The sequence below is a fragment of the Streptomyces sp. NPDC002784 genome (genome assembly GCF_053592135.1).
Window position 1 is genome coordinate 128,583 of sequence record NZ_JBSFVD010000004.1, and the last position, 26,181, is coordinate 154,763.

The following is a 26,181-nucleotide window of genomic DNA, read 5'->3' on the forward strand; positions in this document are numbered from 1 at the left end:
GCCGTAAACGCTCAAACGTGCGAGGCGCCGCGTGCGGCGTGGGTTACGCCACCTTGCGGGACGCGTACTCCGCGATCTCCGCCATCGGCGGCCGTTCCTCGGTGTCCACCGAGTACGTCCGCGGCTCGAAACCGTCCTCGCCGCGCTCGAACTGGGTGAGCGCGGGGCGGATGAGGTGTCCGCGGGCCAGCCGGAGCTGGGCCGTGCGGTAGATCGCGGCGGACATCCGGCCGAGCGCCTGGCCGTCCTGGTGCCGGTGCTTGCGCACCCCGACGTCGACCTGGGCCAGCGCGTCGAGGCCGGCCAGGTGCAGCGCGTCGACCAGCATGCCGAGCTCCACGCCGTAGCCGACGGGGAAGGGGAGCTGTTCCAGCAGGGAGCGGCGGGCCGCGTACTCCCCGCCGAGCGGCTGCACGAAGCCGGCGAGCTGCGGCCAGTGCATGTTCAGCAGCGGGCGGGCCATCAGCTCGGTGACCCGGCCGCCCTGGCCCGCCGCCGTCGTGCCGGGGGCGCGCCCGTCGGACACCATGAGCGGGCGGTCGTACATCGCCTTGACGAGGTCCACGCCGGGGTCGGTGAGCAGCGGGCCGACGATGCCGGAGACGAAGTCCGAGGAGAACTCCTTCAGGTCCGCGTCGATGAAGCAGACGATGTCGCCGCGGGTGACCAGCAGCGAGCGCCAGAGCACCTCGCCCTTGCCGGGCACGGCGGGCAGCCGCGGCAGGATCGCGTCCCGGTGCACGACCGTCGCCCCGGCCGCCGCGGCGACCTCGGCGGTGCGGTCGGTGGACCCGGAGTCCACGACGACTATCTCGTCGACCAGCGGGACCTGGTGCATCAGGTCGTGCCGGATGACGGCGACGATGTCGCCGACCGTCTCCTCCTCGTCGAGCGCGGGCAGCACGACGGAGACGGACTGGCCCGAGCTGCGCTTCGCGGCCATGATCTGGTGGAGCGGGCGATCGGTCACCGACCAGGAGCGGGTGCTCAGCCAGCGCTCGACTTCTTCCAGCACGTAGGCGGCTCCTTCGCTTGTGATCCGCTGTTTGTGATCCATCTCGCCGTTCGGACGACTATCTCAACTGTCCCGGTCGTCGGTTACAGTCTTGAACAACGCGGGTGACCATCGCATGTCCTGGCCGACCCGGCGTTCACAACTTCATACCGCTCATCCAGAGGGGCAGAGGGATACGGCCCGATGAAGCCCCGGCAACCCTCCAGCCGGTCTCGTTCACGCGAGGCTCCCGGCTAGGGAAGGTGCCAAATCCGTCTCACGGCGAGATGCGTCGTGAGGAAGATGAGGAGAAAGGGCCTCGCCTCACATGGCTGTGCAGACTGTCGCAAGCACCGGGAACACCACTGTCGATCTCGGTCCCGCCGCCGCCCTGAGCTGCCGGGAGTGCGGACACCGCGTCCCGCTCGGCCCGGTCTTCGCGTGCGAGGAGTGTTTCGGCCCGCTGGAGATCGCCTACGACTTCTCGGCGTACGACACCGAGGAACTCCGCAAGCGCATCGAAGCGGGACCCGCGAACATCTGGCGTTACGCGCCCCTGCTGCCCGTCCCCTCGGACGTGGCCGGCAAGCCCAACCTCAACCCCGGCTGGACCCCGCTCGTCAAGGCCGACAACCTGGCCCGCGAACTCGGCGTGACCGGCGGTCTGTATGTGAAGGACGACTCCGGCAACCCGACGCACTCCTTCAAGGACCGGGTCGTCGCCCAGGCCCTGGAGGCCGCCCGTGCCTTCGGCTTCACCACGCTCTCCTGCTCGTCGACGGGCAACCTGGCCGGTGCCGTCGGCGCCGCCGCGGCCCGCGCCGGCTTCCGTTCCTGCGTGTTCATCCCGCACGACCTGGAGCAGGGCAAGGTCGTGATGGCCGCGGTGTACGGCGGCGAGCTGGTCGGCATCGAGGGCAACTACGACGACGTGAACCGTTTCTGCTCCGAGCTGATCGGCGACCCGGCCGGCGAGGGCTGGGGCTTCGTCAACGTCAACCTGCGGCCGTACTACGCGGAGGGCTCCAAGACCCTGGCGTACGAGATCTGCGAGCAGCTCGGCTGGCGGCTCCCGGACCAGATCGTCGTGCCGATCGCGTCCGGCTCGCAGCTGACGAAGATCGACAAGGGTCTGCAGGAGCTGATCAAGCTCGGGCTCGTCGAGGACAGGCCGTACAAGATCTTCGGCGCGCAGGCCGAGGGGTGCTCGCCGGTGTCGGTGGCCTACAAGGCGGGCCACGACGTGGTCCGGCCGCAGAAGCCGAACACCATCGCCAAGTCGCTGGCCATCGGCAACCCGGCCGACGGGCCCTACGTCCTGGACATCGCCCGGCGCACCGGCGGCGCGGTGGAGGACGTGACCGACGAGCAGGTGGTCGACGCGATCAAGCTGCTGGCCCGGACCGAGGGGATCTTCGCGGAGACGGCGGGCGGCGTGACGGTGGGCGTGACGCGCAAGCTGATCGAGAACGGCCTGCTCGACCCCACCAGGACGACGGTCGTCCTCAACACCGGCGACGGCCTCAAGACCCTCGACGCGGTGGCCGGCACCGGCCTCACCGCGACGATCCGCCCGAACCTCGACTCCTTCCGAGAGGCTGGCCTCGACTCATGAGCGTCAACGTCCGCATCCCCACCATCCTGCGCACCTACACCGGTGGTGCCGCCGAGGTGACGGCCGAGGGTGGCACCCTCGCCGAGGTCATCGCCGACCTGGAGAAGAACCACACCGGAATCGCCGCCCGGGTCCTGGACGACCAGGGCAAGCTGCGCCGCTTCGTGAATGTGTACGTCAATGACGACGACGTCCGCTTCGAGCAGGGCCTGCAGACGGCGACCCCCGACGGCGCCGGAGTTTCCATCATTCCGGCGGTGGCCGGCGGCTGATCGTTACCGTCGGTAAGGCGCGTTACCCTGAGTTCATCGAATTGCCCTCTCCGTAAGACAAACGGAGGGGGCAATTCTGCTTGGTTGAGCGCGGTACAGTTGGGGAACCCGTCGCACTTCGCATGCCGGGCGCATATGAGTACTGAAGCCCTATGCGACGAGAAGTAGCCAAAGTGTGCGCGCCTTTTGCGTCATCTGCTCCTTTTATGGAGCCCGACTTGCCCTGAGTTCGGGCGAATTCTCACTACATTCCGGACTGTGCGCGTCCAGAATTCTCGTCCGATTGACCTGTTGCAGACGGCAGTTGGACAGATACATTCAGCCGCGGTCGACGCGTTCCGGCGCACGCCCCCAAACCGTGGGGGGTGAGGTCTGACCCGGATCCGCGAAGTGCGGATCTGTGCAAGGGCCAGTAATAGGGGAGTTAGGCATGGCTCAGGGCACCGTCAAGTGGTTCAACGCGGAGAAGGGGTACGGCTTCATCGCGGTCGACGGTGGTGCGGATGTTTTCGTCCACTACAGCGCGATCCAGATGGACGGGTACCGCACCCTGGAAGAGGGCCAGCGGGTCGAGTTCGAGATCTCGCAGGGCCAGAAGGGCCCGCAGGCCGACATGGTTCGCGTATCTGCCTGAACGCGCGACCAACGAACCGCAAGCTACGTCTTCCGCTGAAGGGCTCGCACCAAGGGGACCAACCCCCCGGGTGCGAGCCCTTCCGTGTGCCCGGCGGACCCGACGGCAACCGCATGAGAACCGCACACAGGGGGCCCGATCCCCGAGAGCCGCTTGCACTCGCCTACCCCGAGTGCTAATCATTGGCGTTAGCACTCTGAAGGTGAGAGTGACAACGAAGGACCGGGTCGGTGAGGCCCGCAGGCCAGGTGGGGCAAGGAACCACAGGCCGGCGAGCCGTCCGTCGCGGGCGCGGGCGCGGTCCGAAGGAATCACCCCCAGTCCTGGAGGGACCACTTCACATGGCCAAGATCATCGCGTTCGACGAGGAGGCGCGGCGCGGCCTCGAGCGCGGCATGAACCAGCTCGCGGACGCCGTGAAGGTGACGCTCGGCCCCAAGGGCCGCAACGTCGTCCTCGAGAAGAAGTGGGGCGCCCCCACGATCACCAACGACGGTGTCTCCATCGCCAAGGAGATCGAGCTCGAGGACCCGTACGAGAAGATCGGCGCCGAGCTGGTCAAGGAAGTCGCCAAGAAGACGGACGACGTCGCTGGTGACGGTACGACCACGGCGACCGTTCTCGCCCAGGCGCTGGTCCGCGAGGGCCTGCGCAACGTCGCCGCCGGTGCCAACCCGATGGCCCTGAAGCGCGGTATCGAGAAGGCCGTCGAGGCCGTCTCCGCCGCCCTGCTGGAGCAGGCGAAGGACGTCGAGACCAAGGAGCAGATCGCCTCCACGGCCTCCATCTCCGCCGCCGACACCCAGATCGGCGAGCTCATCGCCGAGGCCATGGACAAGGTCGGCAAGGAAGGCGTCATCACCGTCGAGGAGTCCCAGACCTTCGGTCTGGAGCTGGAGCTCACCGAGGGTATGCGCTTCGACAAGGGCTACATCTCGGCGTACTTCGCCACCGACATGGAGCGTATGGAGGCCGTCCTCGACGACCCGTACATCCTGATCGCCAACTCCAAGATCTCCTCGGTCAAGGACCTGCTCCCGCTGCTGGAGAAGGTCATGCAGTCGGGCAAGCCGCTGCTGATCATCGCCGAGGACGTCGAGGGCGAGGCCCTGTCGACCCTGGTCGTCAACAAGATCCGCGGCACCTTCAAGTCCGTCGCCGTCAAGGCCCCGGGCTTCGGCGACCGCCGCAAGGCGATGCTGAACGACATCGCCATCCTCACCGGCGGCGAGGTCATCTCCGAGGAGGTCGGTCTCAAGCTGGAGAACACCTCCCTCGACCTCCTGGGCAAGGCCCGCAAGGTCGTCATCACCAAGGACGAGACCACGATCGTCGACGGTTCCGGCTCCTCGGAGCAGGTCCAGGGCCGGGTCAACCAGATCCGCGCCGAGATCGAGAACAGCGACTCGGACTACGACCGGGAGAAGCTGCAGGAGCGTCTGGCGAAGCTGGCCGGCGGCGTGGCCGTCATCAAGGCCGGTGCCGCCACCGAGGTGGAGCTCAAGGAGCGCAAGCACCGCATCGAGGACGCCGTGCGCAACGCCAAGGCGGCCGTCGAGGAGGGCATCGTCGCCGGTGGTGGCGTGGCCCTGCTGCAGGCCTCCTCGGTCTTCGAGAAGCTCGACCTCTCGGGCGACGAGGCGACCGGCGCCAACGCCGTGAAGCTCGCGCTGGAGGCCCCGCTCAAGCAGATCGCCGTCAACGGTGGTCTCGAGGGCGGCGTCATCGTCGAGAAGGTGCGCAACCTGCCCGTCGGCCACGGCCTGAACGCCGCGACCGGTGAGTACGTCGACATGATCGCCGAGGGCATCATCGACCCGGCGAAGGTGACGCGTTCCGCGCTGCAGAACGCCGCCTCCATCGCGGCGCTGTTCCTCACCACCGAGGCCGTCATCGCCGACAAGCCGGAGAAGGCCGCCGCGGCCGCTCCGGGCGGCATGCCGGGCGGTGACATGGACTTCTGATCGACTCCGGTCGGTCGTCGTTCTGCCGAGGGCGGCACTCCCTGTTCGTCAGGGGGTGCCGCCCTCGGGCGTGTTCGTGGGCTGGGTCATACGGTCATTTCCCGGTCGGGGGGAATGGGGGCGGGGTCCCGGAGGTTGACACCGAGGTGTGGTAAATGCACGCGCACATACCCGTCGGTACCCCCTCAAGGAGCCCCCACGTGACCGTCGCCGCATCCGAGGCCGCCTCGCGCGCCGCCGAGATCCTCTCCCGCCCGACCTCGATCAACGGCCTGACCGTGCCCAACCGCATCGTCATGGCGCCGATGACCCGGATGTTCTCGCCGGGCGGCGTCCCGGGCGAGGACGTGGTGTCGTACTACGCCCGCCGGGCCGCCGCCGGTGTCGGCCTGATCGTCACCGAGGGGACGTACGTCGGCCATGACTCGGCCGGCCAGAGCGACCGGGTGCCGCGCTTCCACGGGGCCGAGCAGCTCGCGGGGTGGGCGAAGGTCGCCGACGCGGTGCACGCGGCGGGCGGCACGATCGTGCCGCAGCTGTGGCACATCGGCATGGTCCGCCGCCAGGGCGAGCCGCCGTTCGCGGACGCCCCCGCGGTCGGCCCCTCGGGTCTGCGCGTCGGCGCCGACGAGGTCACCGGCAAGGCCATGACCCAGCAGGACCTCGACGACGTCATCGGCGCGTTCGCCGAGGCCGCCGCCGCGGCGGAGCGGATCGGCTTCGACGGCGTCGAACTGCACGGCGCGCACGGCTATCTGATCGACCAGTTCCTGTGGGCGGGCACCAACCGTCGCACCGACGCCTACGGCGGTGACCCGGTGGCCCGGACCCGGTTCGCCGCGGAGATCGTGGCCGCCGTCCGCGCCGCCGTCTCGCCCGGCTTCCCCGTCATCTTCCGCTACTCGCAGTGGAAGCAGGACGCCTACGACGCCCGCCTCGCCGAAACCCCGGAGGAGCTGGAGGCCATCCTCGCCCCGCTCGCGGCGGCCGGTGTCGACGCCTTCCACGCCTCCACCCGCCGCTACTGGCTCCCCGAGTTCGAGGGATCGGACCTGAACCTGGCCGGCTGGACCAAGAAGCTGACCGGCAGGCCCGCCATCACCGTCGGCTCGGTCGGCCTGAACGGCGACTTCCTCAAGGCGTTCCAGGGCGAGGGTGCCGAGACGGGCTCCCTCGACAACCTCCTGGACCGCCTGGAGCGCGACGAGTTCGACCTGGTGGCCGTCGGCCGCGCCCTCCTCCAGGACCCGCGGTGGGCGCAGAAGGTCCTGGCGGGCCGCGTGTCGGAACTGGCCGCGTACGACCCGGCCGCCCTGAAGACCCTGAGCTGACGCTCACCCCAGGGGCCCGGCCGCGCCGGGCCCCTCACCCGCGTCCAGGTCAGTGCGTCCAGTAATCCCGCTCCGGCAGCCGGACCCAGTGGTCCGGCGGGCCGAGGACCGAGCGGGCGTCCGTCGGGCGCAGACCGGCGTAGGCGAGGCAGTAGGCGATCGCGTGGTAGGCGTGGACGTATGCGAAGAGGACCTCCCGCGGTCCGTCCTGCGGGTTCGGGCCGCCGCCGGGATGCAGGTCCCAGCCCTCGCCGACGCCGTCGCGGAAGACGCAGCCCTGGTTGCCGCTCTTGGCGTTGGCGTACAGGCCGTAGGCCAGGGTGCCCTCGGACAGGAGCCGCATGACGACCGGCTGCGACGGGGCGTAGCCCCACGGCTGGGTGACGACACAGCCGCCCGGCACGGCCGTCACGCCGAGGAGGCGCATGTCCTCGTCCAGGTCGTAGGCGGAGAGCGGGTCCTCCATCAGCCCGGCCATGAACTCCGGGTCGACCGGGGTCGCCGACAGCCGCCGTACCGCTTCCCCGGCGTCGATCCCGGCGACGCACGCCAGCCCCAGGCCGTCGTAGTGACAGTCGCCGAGCGCCGCTATGAGCCGTCGCCCCTCCTCCGCGACCGCGCGTTCGGCGTCCGTGAGACCGGGTCTGCCCTCCTCCAGCGGCACCAGGTCTGGATCGGGTCCGGCGAGGCTGAGGCGGGCCACGGTCCAGCCGCCGTACCCGACCCAGTACGGGTCGGCGCCCGCGGCGATCAGCGCGCGGGCGTTCTCCGTGCGGCGGCCCATCAGCGCCTCCCAGAGAGCGGTCACCCCCCTCTTCTGCGCGTCCACGTCGGCCACCCGGCCCGCGAGCTCCGCGACGACCGGGGGCGAGCCGAACACCGCGGCCCGGTGCAGGGGCCGCGAGCCCCCGACGCCGAACCGCTCCGGATCGGCCCCCGCGTCGAGCCGCCGCCGCACCTCCTCGTGGTCCTTCCAGTCGCGGTGGTCCATGCCGTCCCAGCCGTGCCCCGTCACGGGGCCCCCCCTTCAGCGCGCACACCCCGCCGACGGCCCACAGCCGGCCCCGTCGACCTCCGTACGGACACCCTCGCAGACGCCACTGACAGCTGGCACAAACTGCCATCACGGCAGAAGGTGTCAGCCGACTGGCGTTCACCCGGATGTCGATGTGTGCACACACCATCCGTCCCATGAAGAACCTCACCCGCGCCGGTGCCGCTCTCGCCCTTACCGCGCTCGCCGCCTCCGCCACGGCCGTCCCGGCCGCCGCCCACGCGTCCCCGACGGGCCACCGCATCCCCTTCTCCGCCGCCACCGTCACCGCGAACGACGACGGCTCGTACCGGATCGTCTGGACCGCGCCCGGCGTGCGGAAGGTGACCGTGAAGGCCGGCGGCGAGGTCGTCGCCCGGGGCGGCGCGCGGGGTGACGTGACCGTGCGGGGTCTGGCCGCCGCCGACCGGCAGTGGTTCGACCTGGTGCCCGAGCGCGGTGGGTCGCTGCACCTCGCGGACCGGCTGATCAAGCTCGACGGGACCGTCAACTTCCGTGACGCGGGCGGCTACCGGACCAAGGACGGCCACTGGGTGAAGATGGGCGAGATCTACCGCTCCGACGCCCTGAACCACCTCACCGACGGCGACCTGGCGAAGCTGGCGCGGCTCGGCGTCCGGGCGGTGTTCGACCTGCGGATGCAGTCGGAGCGCGCGGCGGACCCGGACCGCGTGCCCACCGGCGCCACGTACACGGTGGCCGACGTCATCGGTGACTCGGGCGCCTTCACCACCATGCCCACCACCGAGGCCGAAGCGGTGCGGATGATGGTCGAGGGCGAGAAGGTCATGGTCAGCGGCGACTCGGCGCGCGCGGCCTACAGCGCCGTCTACGCGGGCGTCGCCGACCAGGACCGGCACGGCGTCCTCTACCACTGCACGGCCGGCAAGGACCGCACCGGCTGGTCGAGCGCGGCCCTGCTCACCGCGCTGGGCGTGCCGCGCGAGACGGTCATGGACGACTACCTCGCCAGCAACACCTACCGCGCCGCCGCCAACGAGGCCGCGCTCGCCTCCCTCCCCCCGGCGCAGGCCAAGGTCTACAAGCCCCTGCTGGACGTCCGCCCCGAGTACCTCAACGCCGGCTTCGAGGAGGTCCGCGAGGAGTACGGCTCCTTCACCTCCTACCTCCGTGCGGGGCTCGGGATCGACGCCCGGGAGCTGCGGGAGCTGAAGTCGGATCTGCTGCTGGGCTAGCCACGGCCCGCAGGCCGAAGGCGTACGTCGTCAGGAAGCCCACGGCATACCCCGTCAGCAGCCCGCCCGCGTAGATCGCGGCCGTCGGGGCCAGGCCCCTGTTGCCCGCCAGCAGCGGGAACAGCGCCCACCCCGACGGCCCGATCGCCGTCGCGCCCACCCGCTCGCCGAGCATCGCGAACAGCCCGACGAAGGCGCCCCCGGCCGCTCCGCCCACACAGGCGGTGAGGAAGGGGCGGCCGAGCGGCAGGGACACCCCGTAGATCAGCGGCTCGCCCACGCCCAGCAGCCCGGCCGGGAGCGCCGACCTGATCGTCGTACGCATGGTCGTGTCGTGGCGCAGCCGGACGTACACCGCCGCCGCCGCGCCCACCTGTCCGGCGCCCGCCATCGCGAGCAGCGGGAGGAGGACGGTGTGGCCCTGCTGCTCGATGAGGGTGGCGTGGATCGGGATCAGGGCCTGGTGGAGGCCCAGCATGACCAGGGGCAGGAAGAGGCCGCCGAGGACCAGGCCGGCGAAGGCCCCCGTCGTCGTCAGCAGCCAGGTCGCCGCCGTGCCGATGGCGGTCGAGACCGCACCGGCGGTGTACATGAGGCCGTAGAGCGTGGCCAGGCCCGCGACGAGGACCGTGAGGGTGGGGGTGAGCAGGACGTCCAGCGTGGGCGGGACCCAGCGGCGGCACCACTTCTCCACGTACACGCCCAGCAGGGCCGCCGCCAGCGCCCCGAGCACCCCGCCCTGCCCCGGCGCGAGGGTCACACCGAACGCCGTCACCTTCGCCACCCCCGGGTAGACGACGATCGCCGCCACCGCGCCGCCGAGCACCGGGGTGCCGCCGAACTCCTTCGCCGTGTTGTACCCGACGAACACCGCGATCAGGGACATGAAGGCGGTGGCGATCACCGACAGGGCCGGGGTCACCCCGGGCAGCCGGCCGAGGTTGACCAGCAGGCCGTTGAGCCCGGCCAGCACCCCGCAGCCGATCAGCGCCGGGATCAGCGGCACGAAGATGTTCGCGACCCGGCGCAGGGCCAGCTTCACCGGGGTCGCGTTGCGCTGCTGCTGCGCCCGCTTCAGCACCAGCGCCTGGAACTCCGGCGTCACCCGCGCCACCACCCCCGGCCCCAGCACGATCTGGTAGGTGTCGTCGTCGACCACCCCGAGGACGCCGGGCACCGCCCGCAGCGCCTCCTCGTCCACCAGGGAGCGGTCGGCCAGGCCCAGCCGGAGCCGGGTCATGCAGTGGGCGACGGAGGTGACGTTCGCGGGGCCGCCGACCAGGGGGAGGATCGCGGCGGCGGTGTCGTACGAGGTGCTCACCCCCCGAGCCTGGGGTCAGCGGACCGCCGCCGCCAGCGCGGCACGCAGATGGCCGCCGGACTCCTCCAGAAGGCGGGCGGCCGTCGGGCCGTCGACCCCGGCGAGGATCGTCAGGACGGCGTTCTTCACCTCGCCGTCGGTGGCGGCGAGCGCCCGCTCGATCTCCTCGTCGCCCGCGCCGGTGGCCAGCGCGACGATCCGGCGGGAGCGGGCCCGCAGCTTGTCGTTGGAGGCGCGGACGTCGACCATCAGGTTCCCGTACGTCTTGCCCAGCCGGATCATCGTGATCGTCGAGATCATGTTGAGGACGAGCTTCTGCGCCGTGCCGGACTTCAGGCGGGTGGAGCCGGTGAGCAGCTCGGGGCCGACCACGATCTCGATGCCGTGCTCGGCGGCGGCCGCGAGCGCGCTGTGCGCGTTGCAGGCCAGGCCGATCGTCAGCGCGCCCAGGGAGCGGGCGTGTTCGACGGCGCCGATCGCGTACGGGGTACGGCCGGAGGCGGAGACGCCGACCACCGTGTCCAGGGGCGTCAGGGTGAGCGCGTCGAGGTCGGCGCGGGCCAGCTCCCCGGAGTCCTCGGCGCCCTCCACGGAGCTCACCATGGCCTCGGGCCCGCCCGCGATCAGGCCGACGACCTGGCCGGGGCCGGTGTTGAAGGTGGGCGGGCACTCGGAGGCGTCGAGCACGCCGAGCCGCCCCGCGGTGCCGGCGCCCGCGTAGACGAGCCGTCCGCCGCGCGCCATCCGCTCCGCCACGGCGTCGACGGCGGCGGCGATCTCGGGGAGCCGCGCGGCCACGGCGGCGGGTACGGAGGCGTCCTCGCCGTTCATCAGGCGGGCGATGTCGAGGGTGGGCAGCCGGTCGATGTCGGCGAGGTCGGGGCGGAACGCCTCGGTGGTGAGGGACTCCAACTCGGCGCGCAGCTCACGGGGGTTGGACGGTGAGGTCATGGGCTCTTTCCACGGACGGATCAGATGAGGGCTACCGCCGGTGCCGGTGGGCCAGCGCCTCGTAGGACGCCGACAGGGCGGGCGCGGCGGACTCGTACGTCCGCTGCGCGACTCCGACGAACAGGCAGTCCACGACCAGCAGTTGTCCGGTCCTGGACGACATGGCGGCCGGGCGCAGCTCACTCTCGCGCGCGGTGGACGTGGTCAGGACGTGGTCGGCGTACTGGGCGACCGGACCGTCCGGCCGTCCGGTGATCGCGACGGTCGTCGCCCCGTGCTCGAAGGCGACCCGCAAGGGCTCGATCACGTCGCCGGTCGACCCGGAGTGCGTGATCGCGAGCGCCACGTCGCCCCCGCGCAGCTGCACCGCGTTCGTCACGGCGAGATGCGGATCGCTGTGCGCGTGGGCTATCAGCCCTATGCGCAGCAGCTTCTGCGTGAGGTCCTGCGCGACCAGCCCGGACGCCCCGACGCCGTACACGTCGATCCGGCGGGCGCCGGCCAGGGCGGTCACGGCCGCGCCGAGCTGGGCGGTGTCGAGTCCGGCGGCGGTGTCGGCGAGGGTCTGCTGCTCGTCGTAGGCGAGTTTGGCGACGACGTCGGCGATGGGGTCGTCCACCGCGATGTCGGTGGTGATGGCGGGCGCCCGCCCGGACTGCTGCTGGGCGGCGAGGCCGGCGAGCGCGAGGCGCAGATCGCGGTAGCCGGGGTAACCGAGCAGGCGGGCGGTGCGGACGACGGTCGCCTCGCTGGTGCCGGTGAGCTCCGCGAGACCGGTGACGGTGAGCGCGGCGCAGCCGGCCGGGTCGCCGGCGACGGCCTCGGCGACCCGCTGCATGGAGCGGGTCATGGACGGCGCGAGCGTGCGCACCTTGGCCGCGAGGGCGGCGGGGGCGGGCGGCGGGCCGCCGGACGGACCGGCCTGTCCCGGTCCGGCTCCGAAAGTTTCCTTCACCTGCTGAGTCACGGTTGAAAGATATTTTCGCTTCGGTGTTGTGGTCAAGAGTGCGCACAATGGGGGCATGGATCCCTCCGGCCACCCCGTAAGCCCCCTGGAGCAGGCGTTGCACGCGGCACGCGCCCTGGTGCTCGCCGATCTGGTCGCGGGCCAGGTCGCCGAGGCGGACGTCGTGTCGCTCGTGGAGGAGTCCGTCGCGCAGCGGCGCTGGTGGGTGGAGCAGTGGCCCGAGGGCACGGAGTACATCGCCGGGCTGGTGGCGCAGGACGTCCAGGACGCCCTCCTCGAACGGTACGGCCGCTGGCCGCTCTGCCCGGTCTGCGGCCACGGCGACCCGCACGCGCTGGAGGTGGAACCCGAACTGGGCCCCGATCCGCACTGGGTCTGCCACAAGGCGGGCGTGAAGGTGGCGTCGGTGGGCCTGCTGGGGACGGCGACGGGCGGGGCTGGCTCGTGAGGGGGTCCCCTTGACCGTCTACATAGACCCGCCGACCTGGCCGGGGCACGGCCGGATGTGGTCCCACCTGGTCAGCGACGTCTCCTTCGCCGAGCTGCACGACTTCGCCGACCGCCTCGGCGTCCCGCGGCGGGCCTTCGAGCGCGACCACTACGACATCCCCTCGCACCGCTACGCCGACGCGGTCGCCGCGGGCGCGGTGGAGGTCAGCAGCCGGGACGTGGTGCGGCTGCTGAACGGAGCGGGACTGCGCCGGCCGAAGGGCCGCTAGCCCCGGTCCGAGCAAGAACCCGAGCGGGCCCAGGCGCCGCGGACGCTGCGGAGGTAGACGTGCAGGGGGCCGTCCGCCTCCCGGCTCTCGCCCATCGCCCGCTCCTCCTCCGGCGTGGCCCGGACGAAGCCCGACCGGGTGACCACGGCCTGCGACGGCAGGTTGGCGCGGTCTATCGTCGCCAGCAGGGTGTGTACGTCGTCCCTGGCCTGCGCCCACCGCGACAGCGCGCGCAGCGCCTCGGTCGCGTAGCCGTGGCCGCGGGCCGACTCCGCCAGGTCGTAGCCGATCTCCACGCGGCCCTCCTCGTCGGGCACGCCGTGGAAGCCGAGGGCGCCCACGGCCCGGTCGTCCTCCGTGCGCACGAGGACGAAGACGCCGAACTCCGGCCGGTGCGCGCCCGCTTCGTACGCCTTGAGCAGCATCCCGGAGGCCTCCCGGGTGCCGTCGTAGGGGCCGCCCTGCGCCCACGCGTAGCCGCCGTCGCCCCCGGCCGCGAGGTCGGCCGCGGCGGCGGGGGTCAGGCTCTCCAGGGTGAGCCGCTCGGCGGGGACGACCAGGGGGTTGATCCAGTGCCAGTCGGTGACGGGCGCACGGCCCGGGAGGGTGCCGCGGCCGGTGGCCCAGAGCAGGGTGGCCCAGGGGGTGGGGCCCGGCTGGACGTGCGGGAGGAGCCGGGTGAGGGCGAACCCGGCCAGCTCGGCGGGCGGTTCGTAGACCAGACCCAGTGCCTCGGCTATGTCGTACGTGTGCAGCAGCACCTCGCCGACGCCGAGGGCGGCGAAGCCCTCGGCGTTCGCGCTGAGGAAGGGGCAGGGGTGGGGCGCGCGGATGTGGCGCGGTGTGGTGCGCAGGGTGGCGGTGAACAGGGTGCCGGTGGTCTCGATGGCCTCCAGGAGCCCCTCGTTCCCGGCGGTGGCGTCGGGAGTGACCGTCAGGGGCACGTGAGCGGTGCGGCCCCGCGCCGCGAGCCGGCCGGCGTAGACGATGAGGTCGTGGGCGATGTGGATCGCCGCCTCCCGGCAACTCCACTCGGAACGCGCGGCCTTGACCGTGTCCCAGTCCTTCCCGGCCGCCGTCCGCAACAGGGCCACCGAGCCCGCCACGGCCTGCTGTACGCGTTCCCCGCCCATGTGTCGCATGCGGGCAGGCTATGCGGACGGGCCGGACGGGAGCGAGAGCATTTCGAGTTCCGCGGCGAGGTTGTACCGGGCCGTGGCCTCCCACTTCTCCTGCCCGTACGGCGTCCTGAACAGCCGCGGCAGATCCAGCAGTTGCCGCAGCACCGCGGACCGGCCCGCCCGGAAGGCGTCGTTCGGCACGAAGTGGTACTCCTCGCGGACGGCGGCGGTGTAGGCGGCGTACGCGGAGGGCGGCGCGGCGAGGATCGCGAGGTCGGCGTCGCACAGGACCTGGCCGTCGCGGTCGTCGTCGGCGGGGTCGTGGGTCACCGTGAGCCGGACCAGCCGGGCGACCTCGGCGGTGCGCTCGGCGGACACTCCGGCCTCGGACAGGGCGCGCTCGGCGAGACGGGCGGAGCGCTCCTCGTTCGTCGAGCGTTCCGGCAGGTAGACGGCGTCGTGGAACCACGCGGCCAGCCGTACGGCGGCCGGGTCGGCGGCGTACTCCTCCAGTACGTCGACGTGGCCGAGGACCGCCGCGAGGTGCTCCACGGTGTGATAGCGCCGCTGCGGCTCCGACCAGCGCTTCAGCAGCGCGTCGCCGTACCGGGACGGGTCGCTGGCGCAGGAGTCGTCCTCCCGCGCCGCGAGCAGGGTGCGCAGCCAGCGGGAGCGGAGGTCGTCGAGATCTGCCATGGGCTCATTCTCCCCGGAACCGGGGTGTGGCGGGTCGTGCGGCGGGCGTAGTCTTGGCAGGATTGGACTAGACCTGTACACCTGATGTCGACCCTTGGTCGCCGACGAATGGGGCCCCATGAGCAAGCGTGCACTCCTGGAGGTGATCGCCCTCGACGTCGAGGACGCGGTCGCCGCCCAGGCCGGAGGCGCGGACCGCCTCGAACTGGTCACCGACATCGCGGCCGACGGGCTGACCCCGCCGGCCGCGACCGTGACCGGGATCCGGGCCGCCGTGGACATCCCGGTGCGGGTGATGGTGCGGTTGGCCGACGGGTTCGCGGCGGGGGACACCGACCGGCTGGTGGGGGCCGCCGAGGAACTGCGGGGAGCGGGGGCCGAGGAGTTCGTGCTCGGGTTCCTCGACTCCGGCGGGGCAGTCGACCTCGATGCGGTGGAGCGGGTCGTGGGGGCGCTGGACGGGTGCCGGTGGACGTTCCACCGGGCGATCGACCGGGCGGCGGACCGGGACGCGCTGCGCAAGGCACTGGACGGGATGACGGGGCTGGACACCTATCTGACCGCGGGGGCCGCGGCGGGGGTCGACGAGGGGTTGCCCACGCTGCTTACGGAGGCGGCGCGGAGCGGGGAGCCGGGGTACGAGCAGCGGGTGCTGGTGGGCGGGGGATTGCGGCTGGAACACGTGCCGTATCTGCTGTCCGCGGGGATCGACGCGTTCCACATCGGCGGGGCGGCCCGGCCCACCGGCTGGTCCGGGCCGGTGTCGGAGGCGGCGGTGGGGGAGTGGCGGCGAGTGCTGGACGGGGTGTGAGCGCGCCGGGCGTTCTTCACCCCGGCCCCAGGGGGCTCTGCCCCCTGGGGCACCGCTCCGCCTGAGATCAGGCCGTCAGTTCACGCGGCAGCGGCGCCGTATGGGTCACGATCAGGCCCGACACCGCTCGCGTCAGCGTGACGTACAGCCGCCGCAGCCCCGTCCGTTCGTCCGGCTCGCCGTCCACCACCGCCCGGGGTTCGTCCAGGACCACGTAGTCGTACTCCAGACCCTTCGCCAGCGACGCCGGGACCAGCGTCAGCCGGGTCCGCGTCGTCGTCTCCTCACCCGGGGACAGGTAGCCGATCCCCGCCGCGTCCAGCGCCGCCGCCAGCTCCGGCACCCGCGCATCCGCCGCGATCAGACCCGTCGACCCCTCGTTGCGCAGCGACTCCTCGCAGGCGCCCACCACCTCCGCCGTCCCCCCTACCGCCCGCACCTCGAAGAAGCCCGGGTTCTCCCGGACCGACGCCACCGGCGCCAGCCCCGGCGCGATGTGCGGCAGCAGCCGGGAGGCGTACGTGATCACGTCCGTCGGCACCCGGAAGCCCGCCGTCAGCTCCTCCACCACGCCCTCCGGCTTGCCCAGATGGGACAGCGCCTCCGCCCAGCTCTGCGTCGCCCACGGAGTCGTCCCCTGCGCCAAGTCCCCCAGCACCGTCGCCGAACCCGTCGAACAGCGCCGCCCCACCGCCCGGTACTGCATCGGGGACAGATCCTGCGCCTCGTCCAGCACCACATGCCCCAGCGAATGCGTCCGCCGGATCAGATCCGTCGCCTCGTCGATCAGCACCGCGTCCGCCGCCGACCACTTGGCCGACTTCACCGACCGCACCGGCCGCTCCCACAGGATCAGCTTGCGCTCCTCCTCGCTCAGCACCCCCTCCGCGTGCTCCGCGAGGAACCCCGCGTCCGTCAGCAGCCGCAGCACCAGCTTCGCCGGCTCCACCACCGGCCAGATCGCCTTCACCGCCGCCTTCACCGCCGTATTGCGTGCCACCGCGTCCTGGACCCGGTCGTCCGGCGCCTCCCCCGAGCGCTCCATCTGCACCAGCACCGCATGCGCGATCCGCTGCGGCAGCGCCTCCCGGGCCGCGCCGTAACGGATCTCCCGGTCCAGCAACTCCCGCACAATGCCTTCGAGTTCGTACGACGGCACCCGCCAGCGGCGCGAGCCGCGCACCACCACGACCGGCTCCGTCGGCATCGTCACATGCGCGTACAGCGCCCGCCGCAGCACCTCCGCCATCCGCGCGTCCCCCTTGACGACCGCCGCCGCCGCGTCGTCCGTGCCGCGCACCTCCACCTGCGCGACCAGGTCGTCCACGGTCGCCTGCCGCACCGTCAGCTCCCCGAGGGCGGGAAGCACTTGCTCGATGTAGTGCAGGAAGGACCGGTTCGGTCCGATGACCAGCGTCCCCGTCCTGGCCAGCCGCTCGCGGTGCGCGTACAGCAGATACGCCACCCGGTGCAGCCCCACCGCCGTCTTCCCGGTGCCGGGCCCTCCCTGCACACACACCGTGCCGCCCAGACCGGACCGGACGATCTCGTCCTGCTCGGGCTGGATCGTGGCGACGATGTCCCGCATCGGGCCCACACGCGGGCGCTCGATCTCCTGCTGGAGCAGCTTGCTGGTCCGCGCCGCCTCGGCCGGGTCGGAGAGGTGCTCGTCCTCGTACGCGGTGAGGTCGCCGCCCGTGTAGCCGAACCGGCGGCGCAGCGCCACGTCCTGCGGGTCCTTCTTCGAGGCCCGGTAGAACGGCTGCGACACCGGCGCCCGCCAGTCGATCACCATCGGATCGCCGGCCGCGTCGTGCACATGCCGCCGACCGATGTAGAACTGCTCCCCCTGCGCGCCCTCCGAGCGGTCCGCGCCGGGCGCGTGCAGATAGTCGAGGCGGCCGAAGAACAGCGGGGTGTCGCTCAGGTCGGCCAGCGCCTTGATCCGCTCGTCGATCTGGTGGGCGAGGACCGCGGCGTTGACCCAGTTCGCGGTGACGTCCGTGATGTCGAGCGCCTCGACGTCCGCGCGCATCGCACGCAGGGCGGCGCGGGAAGAGGCGAGATGGGAACGCTCACGGGCCAGGGGGTCGTCAGCGGGCGTGGACAAGGGAGTGCCTCCGGTGGGCCTACGGGATCGGGCGCTGCGAGAAGCCGTCCGGTTACCGGCCGGACGGCGGCACTCCGTGAAGGGAGGCGGGCAAGAGCGGAGATTCTAGGTGAGCGGGGGAGGAGGGGGCCAACGGTTTTCCCGCCCCCGCCACGCCTGAACCCGCCTCCTCCGTGTCCGTCCCCTAGGGGACCGGGCCCTCCCCCCGAGGGGTACGGCTCGGTCCACAGGTGGACAGCGGCCCCACCCCGATTCGGCCCCGAGACCGATGCCCTCCTTATGTCCCGGAATCCACCATGGAGACATGAGCGCAGCAACCGTCACCTCAGCCCCCGGCCGCCACCCGGCCGCCGGAGCCAGCCCCCTCCTCGGCAGTCACCGCCACCGCCTCGGCGACGCCCTGCGCGCCGTGAAGGTCTTCGCGGGCGCCGCCTTCGACGTCGTCATCCTCGGGGAGTACGGCGAGGAAGCGGGCGTCCGCCGCAAGTGACCCCCTAGGGTCACACCGTGACCCGCAGCTCACCCTCCGTAACACCCCTTCTCCTGGCGGCGGTCTCCGGCACCGCCTTCGCCGCCCTCTGCGTCCACCAGGGCCTCCCGATGGCCGACGCGCTGGTCTACCGGGCCGAGGGACAGGCGGTCCTGCACGGCACGGACCTGTACGGCTTCACCGTCACCGAGTGGCACCTCCCCGCCACCTATCCGCCCTTCGCGGCCCTGCTGTTCGTCCCGGCCGCGCTGGTCCCCGTCACCGCCCTGAAGGCGGCCTTCCTCGCGGGCAACGCGCTCCTGCTCGCCTGGCTCGTCCAGCTCTCCGCCCGGCTCGCCGGCCTGCCCGCCCTCCCGGTGGCCGTCCGGGCCGGTGTCGCGGCCCTCGCCCTCTGGCTCGAACCGGTCTTCCAGACCGTGCTGTTCGGCCAGATCAACCTCGCGATCGTCTGTCTGGTCCTGTGGGACCTCACCCGCCCGCCCGGCGCCCGCGCCCGGGGCGTGGCGGTGGGCATCGCGGCCGGCATCAAGCTGACCCCGGCCGTCTTCATCGTGTACCTGCTGCTGCGCGGGCACCGCCGGGATGCGCTCACCGCGACGGCCGCCTGCGCCGGGACCGTCCTGCTGGGGGCCCTGGCGCTGCCGGCCGCGACCCTCGACTACTTCACCCGCCACCTCCACGACACCGCCCGCGTCGGCAAGGCGTGGATCGTCGACAACCAGTCCCTCCAGGGCCTGGTCGCCCGCGCCCTCGGCGACCCGGCGCCGGGCCCCGCCTGGCTGCTGGTGGCGCTGCCCGTCGCGGCGGCGGGCCTCCTGCTGGTCCGCACCGCCGCCGCGGACCACCACGCCGTCCTGCTGACCGCCGGTACCGCCCTGCTCGTCTCCCCGATCAGCTGGACCCACCACTGGGTGTGGTGCGTCCCGCTGCTCGCCGTACTCCTCGCGCAACACGGCCCGCGGCTCGCGGCGCTGGTCGCGGCCGTCTTCACCGCCCGCACGATGTGGCTGCTGCCCCACGAGGGCGACCTGGACCTGCGGCTGCCCGGCTGGCAGCAGCCGCTGGCCGCGCCGTACGCCCTGCTCGCCGTCGCCCTCGCCGTCGCCCTGCAGGCGGCTCAGTCGTCCGCGAGGAGCTCGTCCGCGTCCACGATCCGGTAGGCGTACCCCTGCTCCGCCAGGAACCGCTGCCGGTGCGCGGCGAAGTCCTGGTCGAGGGTGTCGCGGGCCACCACCGAGTAGAAGTGCGCCTGGTGGCCGTCGGCCTTCGGACGCAGCACCCGGCCCAGGCGCTGGGCCTCCTCCTGGCGGGAGCCGAAGGTGCCCGAGACCTGGATGGCGACCGTGGCCTCCGGCAGGTCGATGGAGAAGTTCGCGACCTTCGAGACGACCAGCACGCTGATCTCGCCCTGCCGGAAGGCGTCGAAGAGCTTCTCGCGCTGGGCGTTGGAGGTCTCGCCCTTGATGACGGGGGCGTTCAGATGCTCGCCCAGTTCGTCGAGCTGGTCGATGTACTGCCCGATGACGAGGATCTGCTGCCCGGCGAACCGCCGTACCAGCGCCTCCGTGACCTTGCGCTTGGTCGCGGTCGTGGCGCAGAAGCGGTACTTCTCCTCCTGCTCGGCGGTGGCGTAGGCGAGCCGCTCGGAGTCGGTGAGGTTCACCCGCACCTCGACACAGTCGGCGGGCGCGATGTAGCCCTGCGCCTCGATCTCCTTCCAGGGAGCGTCGAACCGCTTGGGGCCGATGAGCGAGAACACGTCCGACTCGCGCCCGTCCTCGCGGACGAGGGTCGCGGTCAGCCCGAGCCGCCGCCGCGCCTGGAGGTCGGCGGTGAACTTGAAGACCGGCGCGGGCAGCAGGTGCACCTCGTCGTAGACGATCAGCCCCCAGTCCCGCGAGTCGAACAGCTCCAGATGCGGATAGACACCCTTGCGCCGCGTCGTCAGCACCTGGTACGTGGCGATGGTGACGGGCCGGATCTCCTTGCGCGTCCCGCTGTACTCGCCGATCTCGTCCTCGGTGAGCGAGGTCCGCTTCACCAGCTCGTGCTTCCACTGCCGGGCGGAGACGGTGTTGGTGACCAGGATGAGGGTGGTCGACTTGGCCTGCGCCATCGACCCGGCGCCGACCAGCGTCTTGCCGGCACCGCAGGGCAGCACGACGACCCCGCTCCCGCCGTGCCAGAAGTTCTCCACCGCCTGCTTCTGGTACGGCCGCAGCGCCCAGCCGTCCTCGGCCAGCTCGATCGGATGCGCCTCGCCGTCGACGTACCCGGCGAGGTCCTCGGCCGGCCAGCCCAGCTTCAGCAGCGTCTGCTTGATCTGGCCGCGCTCGGAGGGGTGCACGGCCACGGTGTCCGGGTCGATCCGCGCCCCGACCAGCGGAATGATCCGCTTGGACCGCAGGATCTCCTCCAGCACCGGACGGTCGGTGGTGGTCAGCACGAGACCGTGCGCCGGGTGCTTGCTGAGCGTCAGCCTGCCGTACCTATCCATGGTCTCGGCGATGTCGACGAGCAGCGCGTGCGGCACCGGGTACCGGCTGTACTGCACGAGCGCGTCCACGACCTGCTCGGCGTCGTGCCCGGCGGCGCGCGCGTTCCACAGCCCGAGCGGGGTCACCCGGTAGGTGTGGATGTGCTCCGGCGCCCGCTCCAGCTCCGCGAAGGGCGCGATGGCCCGACGGCACTCGTCGGCCTGCTCATGGTCGACTTCCAGGAGCAGGGTTTTGTCGGACTGGACGATCAGCGGTCCGTTCACGTACGCATCCCTCCGGACTGGTCCAAACCTCCAGTGTGCCGCACCCGCCGACGATCACGCTCAGTCGTCCGCGAGCTCGGCCACCCCGGTGATCCGGTGCAGCGGAAATGTCCGGACCTCGTCCGCGGTGTGGTCGTACGCCGTGACGAAGCCGCCCTCCACGCGGACGGGGGCGATGACACGCTGGCTGGCGGCGCCCTCGGCGTTGACGTAGCCGATCCACAGGGCGTCGCCGGTGAGGACGGCCGCCTGCATGGTGGCGAGGGTCTCGGCGGAGCTGGTGCGGGGGAGTTCGCCGCCGGCCGGCGGGGGCTGCCGGTGGGGGGTGGTGGCGGCCATGTCGCCCGCTCTGATGGCGCGGATCGCCGCCGAGAGGAGGGTCGGGTCGGGGACCGGGGGGCCGTCCGGGACCGGTTCGGGGGCGGTGCGCGGCGGAGTGCGGTGGGCGAGGGCGCGGGTGATCAGGACGTCGCCCTCGGCGGACTCGGCGGCCGGGGCGAAGCCCATCGCGCGCAGTCCGTCCAGCAGGGCGGCCGGGTCGGCCTGGGCGGCCAGGACCGTCGGGGCGAGGCGGCGCAGGCGCAGGCCCGCGGCGCGCTTGTCGGCGAGGATCTCGTTGAGCAGGGCGTCGTCGTCGCAGCGGACGTAGGCGGAGGCCGCGCCGACCCGGAGCTGGCCGTGTCTGCGGGCCACGTCGTCGATCAGGTACGTCAGCGGCTGCGGCACCGGCGTGCGGGAGTGGGCGCTGAGGAAGGCGTGCAGGTCGGAGGCGGACTGCCCGGAGTCCAGGGCCCGGCGTACCGAGCCCGGGGTGAAGCGGTACACCGTCGCGCCGCCCTTGGACTCCACGTCCGCCAGTACCCCGAGCATGTCCGCGAGCGGGCGCTCCAGCGGGCCGGGGGCCACCGCGGTCAGGTCCGCCTGGAGCAGCACGTGGTCCAGGGGCGCGGGCAGCAGCGGGGCCAGGAGGCGGGCGGCGGTCGCGGCGGCCGCCGCTTGTTCCGGTGGGGAGAGGGGGGCGGTGGCGGGGCTGGGGCGGTGGTGGACGGGGAGTTTGTCGCCCGGCCCTTCGGGGTGCTCCTCGGGCCGGTGCGGCCTCGTCTCCGGTGCGCCCAGCAGGGCGCGGCCGTGTGCGGACAGGGCGCCCCGGCCGGTCACGCCCAGCATCTCGGCCTCCGCCAGCGTCCACCGGGCCAGCTGTCCGCGCAGGTCGTCGTCCTTCTGGGGGCCGCGCAGCGGGCGTTCCCAGCGCAGCCGGGCGAGCACGGACTCGGCGCTCGGGGCGGCGCCCTCGGGGAGGGCGGCGAGCAGGGTGAGGACCCGGTGCCGTACCTCGGGGGCGGCCGAGCGGTCGAGGCCGGGGCCGAGGGCGGAGAGCGTGCGGTCCTTGGCGTCGCGCCCGCCGATCAGCCCCGAGGTGCGGGTGGCCGCCAGCCAGGCCGCCGCGAGCCGGGCCCAGCGCAGGTCGGGGGAGTGCTCCAGCCACTCGTCGTAGGCCGGGGTGGCCGCGTACCGCTCGTCGGCCTCGCCGTCGGAGGCGATGAGGCCGGCCGCGTAGGCGAGTTCGACCCAGAACGCGGCGACCGGTTCGGCGACGTCCAGCGCCACGGCCGTGCGCTTGAGGTCGCGGACGCTGAGGCCGCCGGCCCGCAGGACCGCCGGGCCGCCCTCGTGCCAGTCCTTCAGCAGCTCCTCGATGGTGGCCAGGGCGGTGTACGCCTGCCCGGCCGCCGTGGCGTCCACCACCTGTGGGCGGTGCGTGGCGGCGGCCTCCACGGCGGGCGGCAGCGGTTCGGTGGCGCGGTGCGCGTGGCCGCCGCGCAGGTGCAGGGCCACTTCGCGGGGGAGGACGACCGTGCCGGGCGCGGTGGGCAGCAGCAGGCCGCGGTCCAGGAGCCAGCGCAGGCGGGGCGCGGGGTCGGCGGTGACCTGGCCGTACGGCGGGCCCCAGAGCAGCCGGGTCAGCACGTCGAGGGAGTCGGCGGGGGCGCCGGCGAGCAGGGCGGCCATCCGGCGCCGGTCGGTGAACAGGTCGGTGAGCGAGGTCACGGCGGAGACGGCGTCGTGGGTGGAGGGCAGTCCGGCGGCGGTGACGATCTCCTGGATACGGCCCGGGGACATGCCCGCGGTGGCCTCCCGCACGGTCGGGCCGAGGCCGGTCGGGGAGGGGTGCTGCGGGCTGGGTGTGAGCAGCTCGCGGGCCGTGCGCACGAGCCGGAGGCGGTCGTCGTCGCCCCAGACCAGGGCCTGCTCGCGCAGCAGGGCGACGGCGCGCGGGAGGGCGCTCTCGACGGCCGGGTCGCCTTCGTCGCCCGCCATCAGGCCGAGGAGTTCGGCGTAGGGGGCCGGGTCGGCGGCCACGGCCAGGGCCTCGGCGGTCTGGAGGGCGAAGCGGTCCAGGCGCTCCAGGGCGCGGACCACCGAGGCGCGGGTGCCGGCCCGGGTCGCGAGCTGGGTGAGGTCCGTCGGGACGGGGGTGATGAGGTCGGGGCGGGCGCGCAGGAGTACGGCCAGGGAGGCGTCGTCCCGCGCGCGGAGCGCTTCCGCGAGGGAACGGGGCGAGGATGCCGGGTCGCTCATCCGACCCACGTTAGCGGGTGGGTACGACGAGGGGTCCGGCCCGCGTCCCGCGGGAGCTGTGGCGGGACGCGGGCGGGCGGGTCCAAGATGTCTGCTTCGGCGCGGTACCGTCGTGCGACGGGGTTTCAACGTGCCGACCCCCGGAGGGACTTCGGTGGGGATTGAGAGCGACCAGGTCGTCTACGAGTATCTGAGCCGCGTCGGGGACGTGGCCCAGCAGCGGCAGTTGCCGTCGGGTACCCGGATGCGGCTCGTCTCGGAGCTGCGCAACGAGATCGACCGGCGCCGGGCCCGGGTTCCCGTCGACAGTCCCGCCGCCGTCCGCCGGATCATCGCCCGGCTGGGCACCCCCGACGAGGTGGTCACCGCGGCCGGTGGCGCCGGGGCGCCCCAGGCGCCGCCCGCCTCCGTGCCCGTACAGCCGGACCGGGCGGAGAAGCGGCCGCGGCGGATCGTGCCGCGGCCCCGGCCCGCCGAAGCCGACGACGCGGTCCTGGACGTCCCTTCCTCGCCCCATCTCGCCAGTACGCACGAGCTGGGGGACAGTGCCGCCCAGCCCGACTGGTGGCGGGTGGACTCCAGCCCCTTCGGGGTCGGGGACGAGGTGCCCGGGTTCGTCGGCGGCGTGGAGATTCCCGAGCTGCTCAGGCCGCCGCCGCCGAGGGAGGAGAAGCGGCCGGCGGAGGCTCCGGCCGTGGTCGGGAAGGGCCTGGTCGGGAAGGACCCGGTCGAGAAGGACCTGGTCGAGGAGGAGGCCGCCCCGCGCCGGCGGCGGTTCGGCGTCCCCCTGCCCGCCGCTGCCGCCTGGAAGACCTGGCGGAACCCCCTCCTGCTGCTCGCCGCCGCCCTCCTGCTCACCGGCGCCGGCATCGGCAACCTGGTCGTCCTGATCTTCGGCTGGCTCCTCGCCTACGGCTCCCGCCGGCTGACCGACGCCGAGAAGAAGGGCGCCGTCGTCGTGCTCCCCGCCCTCGCGGTCACCGCGGGCGTGGTGTGGCTGTGGGGGCGTACCGAGGGCCGCTGGGGCGATCCGATCGCCGAGGGGCACATGAGCGACGCGGTCGCGGAGACCTGGCCGTGGGTCGTGCGGGGCGCCGCGGTCGCGTCGGCGCTGTACCTGGTGTGGCGGTCGCAACGGCGGAGGTAGGTCCGCCGGAGACGATGGGCACAATGGCCCCCATGGCCTCCACCGTGTACCCCGCACCCGCCCTCACCGTCGGCTTCGACCTCGACATGACCCTCATCGACTCGCGTCCCGGCATCCACGCCTGCTACACCGCGCTCGCCGAGCGCACCGGGACCTTCGTCGACGCCGACCTCGCGGTCACCCGGCTCGGGCCGCCGCTGGAGGAGGAGCTGGCCCACTGGTTCCCGGCCCGGCGGGTGCGGGAGATCGCCGACCTGTACCGGTCGATGTACCCGGAGTACGCCATCACCGCCACGCCCGCGCTGCCCGGCGCGGCCGAGGCGATCGCCGCCGTGCGGGCCGCGGGTGGCCGCGCGATCGTGGTCACGGCCAAGTACGAGCCCAACGCCAAGCTGCACCTCGCCCACCTCGGCATCGAGGCCGACGCGGTGATCGGTGACCTGTGGGCCGAGCGGAAGGGGGAGGCGCTGCGCGAGCACGCCGCGGGCGTCTACGTCGGCGACCACCTGGGCGACATCCGTGGCGCCCGGATCGCCGAGGCGCTCTCGGTCGCCGTCGCGACCGGGCCCTACGGCGCCGACGCCCTGCGCGCGGCCGGTGCCGACGTGGTCCTCGCCGACCTCACGCTCTTCCCGGGCTGGCTGGCGGGCTACCGGCCCGCCCGCGCCTGACGGCGTCCCGCGGCGATCGACGCGAACACCCCCGCGCCCGCGATCAGGAAACCGACGCCCATGAGCATGCTCAGTCCGAACATGTACGTCGGGAAAGGCGTCGTGCCGAGCAGCAGCGGGGCCACCGTGACCACAGTGGCCAGGGCGCCGAGGAAGAACACGACCGCTCCGACTCGGATCAGTCGGTCACCGGGCGCGGCGGAATTCGTTTGGGTTTTGTCACGCACCGGACCAGGGTAGTTCCCTGCCCGAAGGAACAACCGGGGGACGTCTTGTCACCCGCCCGAAGACCATTAGCCTTGGTACCGGCGGGTCATGGTCGACCCGCCCGAGTGCTATCAAGAGCCGTTTTCCCATGCAGTTTTCCGACGAGTACGAGGACGAGGACAGACGTGCCTACCGGCAAGGTCAAGTGGTTCAACAGCGAGAAGGGCTTCGGCTTTCTCTCCCGCGACGACGGCGGTGACGTCTTCGTCCATTCCTCGGTCCTCCCCGCCGGAGTCGAGACGCTCAAGCCGGGCCAGCGAGTGGAGTTCGGGGTCGTCGCCGGGCAGCGCGGTGACCAGGCCCTGTCCGTCACCGTTCTCGACCCGACCCCTTCGGTCGCGGCGGCCACCCGTAAGAAGCCGGACGAGCTGGCCTCCATCGTCCAGGATTTGACGACCCTGCTCGAGAACATCACGCCGATGCTGGAGCGGGGCCGCTATCCCGACAAGGCCGCAGGCGGGAAGATCGCCGGTCTGCTGCGGGCGGTCGCCGACCAGCTCGACGTATAG

At 72.6% G+C, this 26,181-nt stretch carries 25 protein-coding genes and 1 riboswitch; of the genes, 14 read left to right on the forward strand and 11 right to left on the reverse strand.

What is annotated here, in order from left to right; translation table 11 throughout:
• Positions 1–43: 43 nt before the first annotated feature.
• Positions 44–1,015: a glucosyl-3-phosphoglycerate synthase gene (locus ACWD1Z_RS10545; RefSeq protein WP_451117368.1), complete on the reverse strand. Its 972-nt coding sequence runs from the start codon at positions 1,013–1,015 to the stop codon at positions 44–46.
• A gap of 150 nt (positions 1,016–1,165) precedes the next feature.
• Positions 1,166–1,304: riboswitch (SAM riboswitch) on the forward strand.
• An 18-nt stretch (positions 1,305–1,322) separates the two neighbouring features.
• Between ACWD1Z_RS10545 and thrC the strand changes: the two genes are divergently transcribed.
• The 5 genes from thrC (at position 1,323) to ACWD1Z_RS10570 (ending at position 6,810) form a co-directional block, all read left to right on the forward strand.
• Positions 1,323–2,609: a threonine synthase gene (thrC, locus tag ACWD1Z_RS10550; RefSeq protein WP_451117370.1), complete on the forward strand. Its 1,287-nt coding sequence runs from the start codon at positions 1,323–1,325 to the stop codon at positions 2,607–2,609.
• Positions 2,606–2,881 (forward strand): MoaD/ThiS family protein, encoded by a 276-nt coding sequence (locus tag ACWD1Z_RS10555; protein WP_451117372.1) that lies wholly within the window; start codon positions 2,606–2,608, stop codon positions 2,879–2,881. Before thrC ends, ACWD1Z_RS10555 begins: the two co-directional genes overlap by 4 nt.
• A gap of 430 nt (positions 2,882–3,311) precedes the next feature.
• Positions 3,312–3,515, forward strand: a complete 204-nt coding sequence (locus tag ACWD1Z_RS10560) for a cold-shock protein (protein WP_010035953.1) — start codon at positions 3,312–3,314, stop codon at positions 3,513–3,515.
• 341 nt (positions 3,516–3,856) lie between these two features.
• Entirely contained in the window at positions 3,857–5,479 is a 1,623-nt protein-coding gene (groL, locus tag ACWD1Z_RS10565) for a chaperonin GroEL (RefSeq protein WP_250071891.1), read from the forward strand.
• A 200-nt stretch (positions 5,480–5,679) separates the two neighbouring features.
• Complete coding sequence (locus ACWD1Z_RS10570; protein ID WP_451117373.1) at positions 5,680–6,810, forward strand: NADH:flavin oxidoreductase; 1,131 nt, start codon at positions 5,680–5,682, stop codon at positions 6,808–6,810.
• A gap of 49 nt (positions 6,811–6,859) precedes the next feature.
• Here the strand turns inward: ACWD1Z_RS10570 and ACWD1Z_RS10575 are convergent, their stop codons facing one another.
• Positions 6,860–7,825, reverse strand: a complete 966-nt coding sequence (locus ACWD1Z_RS10575; protein WP_451117374.1) for an ankyrin repeat domain-containing protein — start codon at positions 7,823–7,825, stop codon at positions 6,860–6,862.
• A gap of 176 nt (positions 7,826–8,001) precedes the next feature.
• Between ACWD1Z_RS10575 and ACWD1Z_RS10580 the strand changes: the two genes are divergently transcribed.
• Positions 8,002–9,060, forward strand: a complete 1,059-nt coding sequence (locus ACWD1Z_RS10580) for a tyrosine-protein phosphatase (RefSeq protein WP_451117375.1) — start codon at positions 8,002–8,004, stop codon at positions 9,058–9,060.
• On the opposite strand, the gene ACWD1Z_RS10585 is transcribed toward ACWD1Z_RS10580, so the two are convergent.
• The 3 genes from ACWD1Z_RS10585 to ACWD1Z_RS10595 are packed head-to-tail and all read right to left on the reverse strand — an operon-like array spanning position 8,981 to position 12,299.
• Positions 8,981–10,381, reverse strand: coding sequence for a PTS transporter subunit EIIC (locus ACWD1Z_RS10585; RefSeq protein ID WP_451117376.1), 1,401 nt, complete (start codon positions 10,379–10,381; stop codon positions 8,981–8,983). The genes ACWD1Z_RS10580 and ACWD1Z_RS10585 overlap by 80 nt on opposite strands.
• A 15-nt stretch (positions 10,382–10,396) precedes the next feature.
• On the reverse strand, positions 10,397–11,332 hold the full coding sequence (murQ, locus tag ACWD1Z_RS10590) for an N-acetylmuramic acid 6-phosphate etherase (protein ID WP_451117378.1): 936 nt from the start codon (positions 11,330–11,332) through the stop codon (positions 10,397–10,399).
• 31 nt (positions 11,333–11,363) lie between these two features.
• Positions 11,364–12,299, reverse strand: a complete 936-nt coding sequence (locus tag ACWD1Z_RS10595) for a MurR/RpiR family transcriptional regulator (protein ID WP_451117380.1) — start codon at positions 12,297–12,299, stop codon at positions 11,364–11,366.
• A gap of 55 nt (positions 12,300–12,354) precedes the next feature.
• On the opposite strand from ACWD1Z_RS10595, the gene ACWD1Z_RS10600 reads away from it, so the two are divergent.
• Complete coding sequence (locus ACWD1Z_RS10600) at positions 12,355–12,747, forward strand: hypothetical protein (protein ID WP_451117381.1); 393 nt, start codon at positions 12,355–12,357, stop codon at positions 12,745–12,747.
• A gap of 10 nt (positions 12,748–12,757) precedes the next feature.
• Positions 12,758–13,018 carry a DUF4031 domain-containing protein gene (locus ACWD1Z_RS10605; RefSeq protein ID WP_250071898.1) on the forward strand — a complete coding sequence of 87 codons (261 nt, stop codon included), beginning with the start codon at positions 12,758–12,760 and terminating at the stop codon, positions 13,016–13,018.
• Here ACWD1Z_RS10605 and ACWD1Z_RS10610 read toward each other — a convergent pair.
• Entirely contained in the window at positions 13,015–14,160 is a 1,146-nt protein-coding gene (locus ACWD1Z_RS10610) for a GNAT family N-acetyltransferase (RefSeq protein ID WP_451117384.1), read from the reverse strand. The genes ACWD1Z_RS10605 and ACWD1Z_RS10610 overlap by 4 nt on opposite strands.
• Positions 14,161–14,169: 9 nt before the next feature.
• Positions 14,170–14,835, reverse strand: coding sequence for an HD domain-containing protein (locus ACWD1Z_RS10615; protein ID WP_451117386.1), 666 nt, complete (start codon positions 14,833–14,835; stop codon positions 14,170–14,172).
• A 118-nt stretch (positions 14,836–14,953) separates the two neighbouring features.
• Between ACWD1Z_RS10615 and ACWD1Z_RS10620 the strand changes: the two genes are divergently transcribed.
• On the forward strand, positions 14,954–15,646 hold the full coding sequence (locus tag ACWD1Z_RS10620) for a copper homeostasis protein CutC (RefSeq protein ID WP_451117388.1): 693 nt from the start codon (positions 14,954–14,956) through the stop codon (positions 15,644–15,646).
• A gap of 67 nt (positions 15,647–15,713) precedes the next feature.
• Here ACWD1Z_RS10620 and ACWD1Z_RS10625 read toward each other — a convergent pair whose 3' ends face one another.
• Entirely contained in the window at positions 15,714–17,756 is a 2,043-nt protein-coding gene (locus tag ACWD1Z_RS10625; RefSeq protein WP_451117389.1) for a HelD family protein, read from the reverse strand.
• Between the two features lie 304 nt (positions 17,757–18,060).
• Here ACWD1Z_RS10625 and ACWD1Z_RS10630 point away from each other — a divergent pair, with 304 nt between their 5' ends.
• Entirely contained in the window at positions 18,061–18,246 is a 186-nt protein-coding gene (locus ACWD1Z_RS10630) for a hypothetical protein (protein ID WP_451117390.1), read from the forward strand.
• Between the two features lie 53 nt (positions 18,247–18,299).
• Entirely contained in the window at positions 18,300–19,406 is a 1,107-nt protein-coding gene (locus tag ACWD1Z_RS10635) for a glycosyltransferase 87 family protein (protein ID WP_451117847.1), read from the forward strand.
• Here the strand turns inward: ACWD1Z_RS10635 and ACWD1Z_RS10640 are convergent.
• On the reverse strand, positions 19,364–21,007 hold the full coding sequence (locus ACWD1Z_RS10640) for a DNA repair helicase XPB (RefSeq protein WP_451117392.1): 1,644 nt from the start codon (positions 21,005–21,007) through the stop codon (positions 19,364–19,366). The genes ACWD1Z_RS10635 and ACWD1Z_RS10640 overlap by 43 nt on opposite strands.
• 60 nt (positions 21,008–21,067) lie before the next feature.
• Entirely contained in the window at positions 21,068–23,587 is a 2,520-nt protein-coding gene (locus ACWD1Z_RS10645) for a helicase-associated domain-containing protein (RefSeq protein ID WP_451117393.1), read from the reverse strand.
• 154 nt (positions 23,588–23,741) lie between these two features.
• Between ACWD1Z_RS10645 and ACWD1Z_RS10650 the strand changes: the two genes are divergently transcribed.
• Positions 23,742–24,734 carry a hypothetical protein gene (locus tag ACWD1Z_RS10650; protein WP_451117394.1) on the forward strand — a complete coding sequence of 331 codons (993 nt, stop codon included), beginning with the start codon at positions 23,742–23,744 and terminating at the stop codon, positions 24,732–24,734.
• 32 nt (positions 24,735–24,766) lie between these two features.
• Complete coding sequence (locus tag ACWD1Z_RS10655) at positions 24,767–25,405, forward strand: HAD family hydrolase (protein WP_451117395.1); 639 nt, start codon at positions 24,767–24,769, stop codon at positions 25,403–25,405.
• Here ACWD1Z_RS10655 and ACWD1Z_RS10660 read toward each other — a convergent pair.
• A complete protein-coding gene (locus tag ACWD1Z_RS10660) occupies positions 25,384–25,632 on the reverse strand; it encodes a hypothetical protein (protein ID WP_451117397.1) in 249 nt (82 codons plus the stop codon). The genes ACWD1Z_RS10655 and ACWD1Z_RS10660 overlap by 22 nt on opposite strands.
• Before the next feature lie 165 nt (positions 25,633–25,797).
• On the opposite strand from ACWD1Z_RS10660, the gene ACWD1Z_RS10665 reads away from it, so the two are divergent.
• Positions 25,798–26,181, forward strand: coding sequence for a cold-shock protein (locus ACWD1Z_RS10665; RefSeq protein WP_308293238.1), 384 nt, complete (start codon positions 25,798–25,800; stop codon positions 26,179–26,181).

What these genes read in the sequence shown, in the direction of transcription:
- ACWD1Z_RS10630 (WP_451117390.1), top strand. Translation starts at nt 18,061, where the DNA reads ATGAGCGCAGCAACCGTCACCTCAGCCCCCGGCCGCCACCCGGCCGCC.
- ACWD1Z_RS10560 (WP_010035953.1), top strand. Translation starts at nt 3,312, where the DNA reads ATGGCTCAGGGCACCGTCAAGTGGTTCAACGCGGAGAAGGGGTACGGC.
- ACWD1Z_RS10645 (WP_451117393.1), bottom strand. Translation starts at nt 23,587, where the DNA reads ATGAGCGACCCGGCATCCTCGCCCCGTTCCCTCGCGGAAGCGCTCCGC.
- murQ (WP_451117378.1), bottom strand. Translation starts at nt 11,332, where the DNA reads ATGACCTCACCGTCCAACCCCCGTGAGCTGCGCGCCGAGTTGGAGTCC.
- ACWD1Z_RS10555 (WP_451117372.1), top strand. Translation starts at nt 2,606, where the DNA reads ATGAGCGTCAACGTCCGCATCCCCACCATCCTGCGCACCTACACCGGT.
- ACWD1Z_RS10600 (WP_451117381.1), top strand. Translation starts at nt 12,355, where the DNA reads ATGGATCCCTCCGGCCACCCCGTAAGCCCCCTGGAGCAGGCGTTGCAC.
- ACWD1Z_RS10580 (WP_451117375.1), top strand. Translation starts at nt 8,002, where the DNA reads ATGAAGAACCTCACCCGCGCCGGTGCCGCTCTCGCCCTTACCGCGCTC.
- ACWD1Z_RS10620 (WP_451117388.1), top strand. Translation starts at nt 14,954, where the DNA reads ATGAGCAAGCGTGCACTCCTGGAGGTGATCGCCCTCGACGTCGAGGAC.
- thrC (WP_451117370.1), top strand. Translation starts at nt 1,323, where the DNA reads ATGGCTGTGCAGACTGTCGCAAGCACCGGGAACACCACTGTCGATCTC.
- ACWD1Z_RS10615 (WP_451117386.1), bottom strand. Translation starts at nt 14,835, where the DNA reads ATGGCAGATCTCGACGACCTCCGCTCCCGCTGGCTGCGCACCCTGCTC.
- ACWD1Z_RS10610 (WP_451117384.1), bottom strand. Translation starts at nt 14,160, where the DNA reads ATGCGACACATGGGCGGGGAACGCGTACAGCAGGCCGTGGCGGGCTCG.
- groL (WP_250071891.1), top strand. Translation starts at nt 3,857, where the DNA reads ATGGCCAAGATCATCGCGTTCGACGAGGAGGCGCGGCGCGGCCTCGAG.
- ACWD1Z_RS10655 (WP_451117395.1), top strand. Translation starts at nt 24,767, where the DNA reads ATGGCCTCCACCGTGTACCCCGCACCCGCCCTCACCGTCGGCTTCGAC.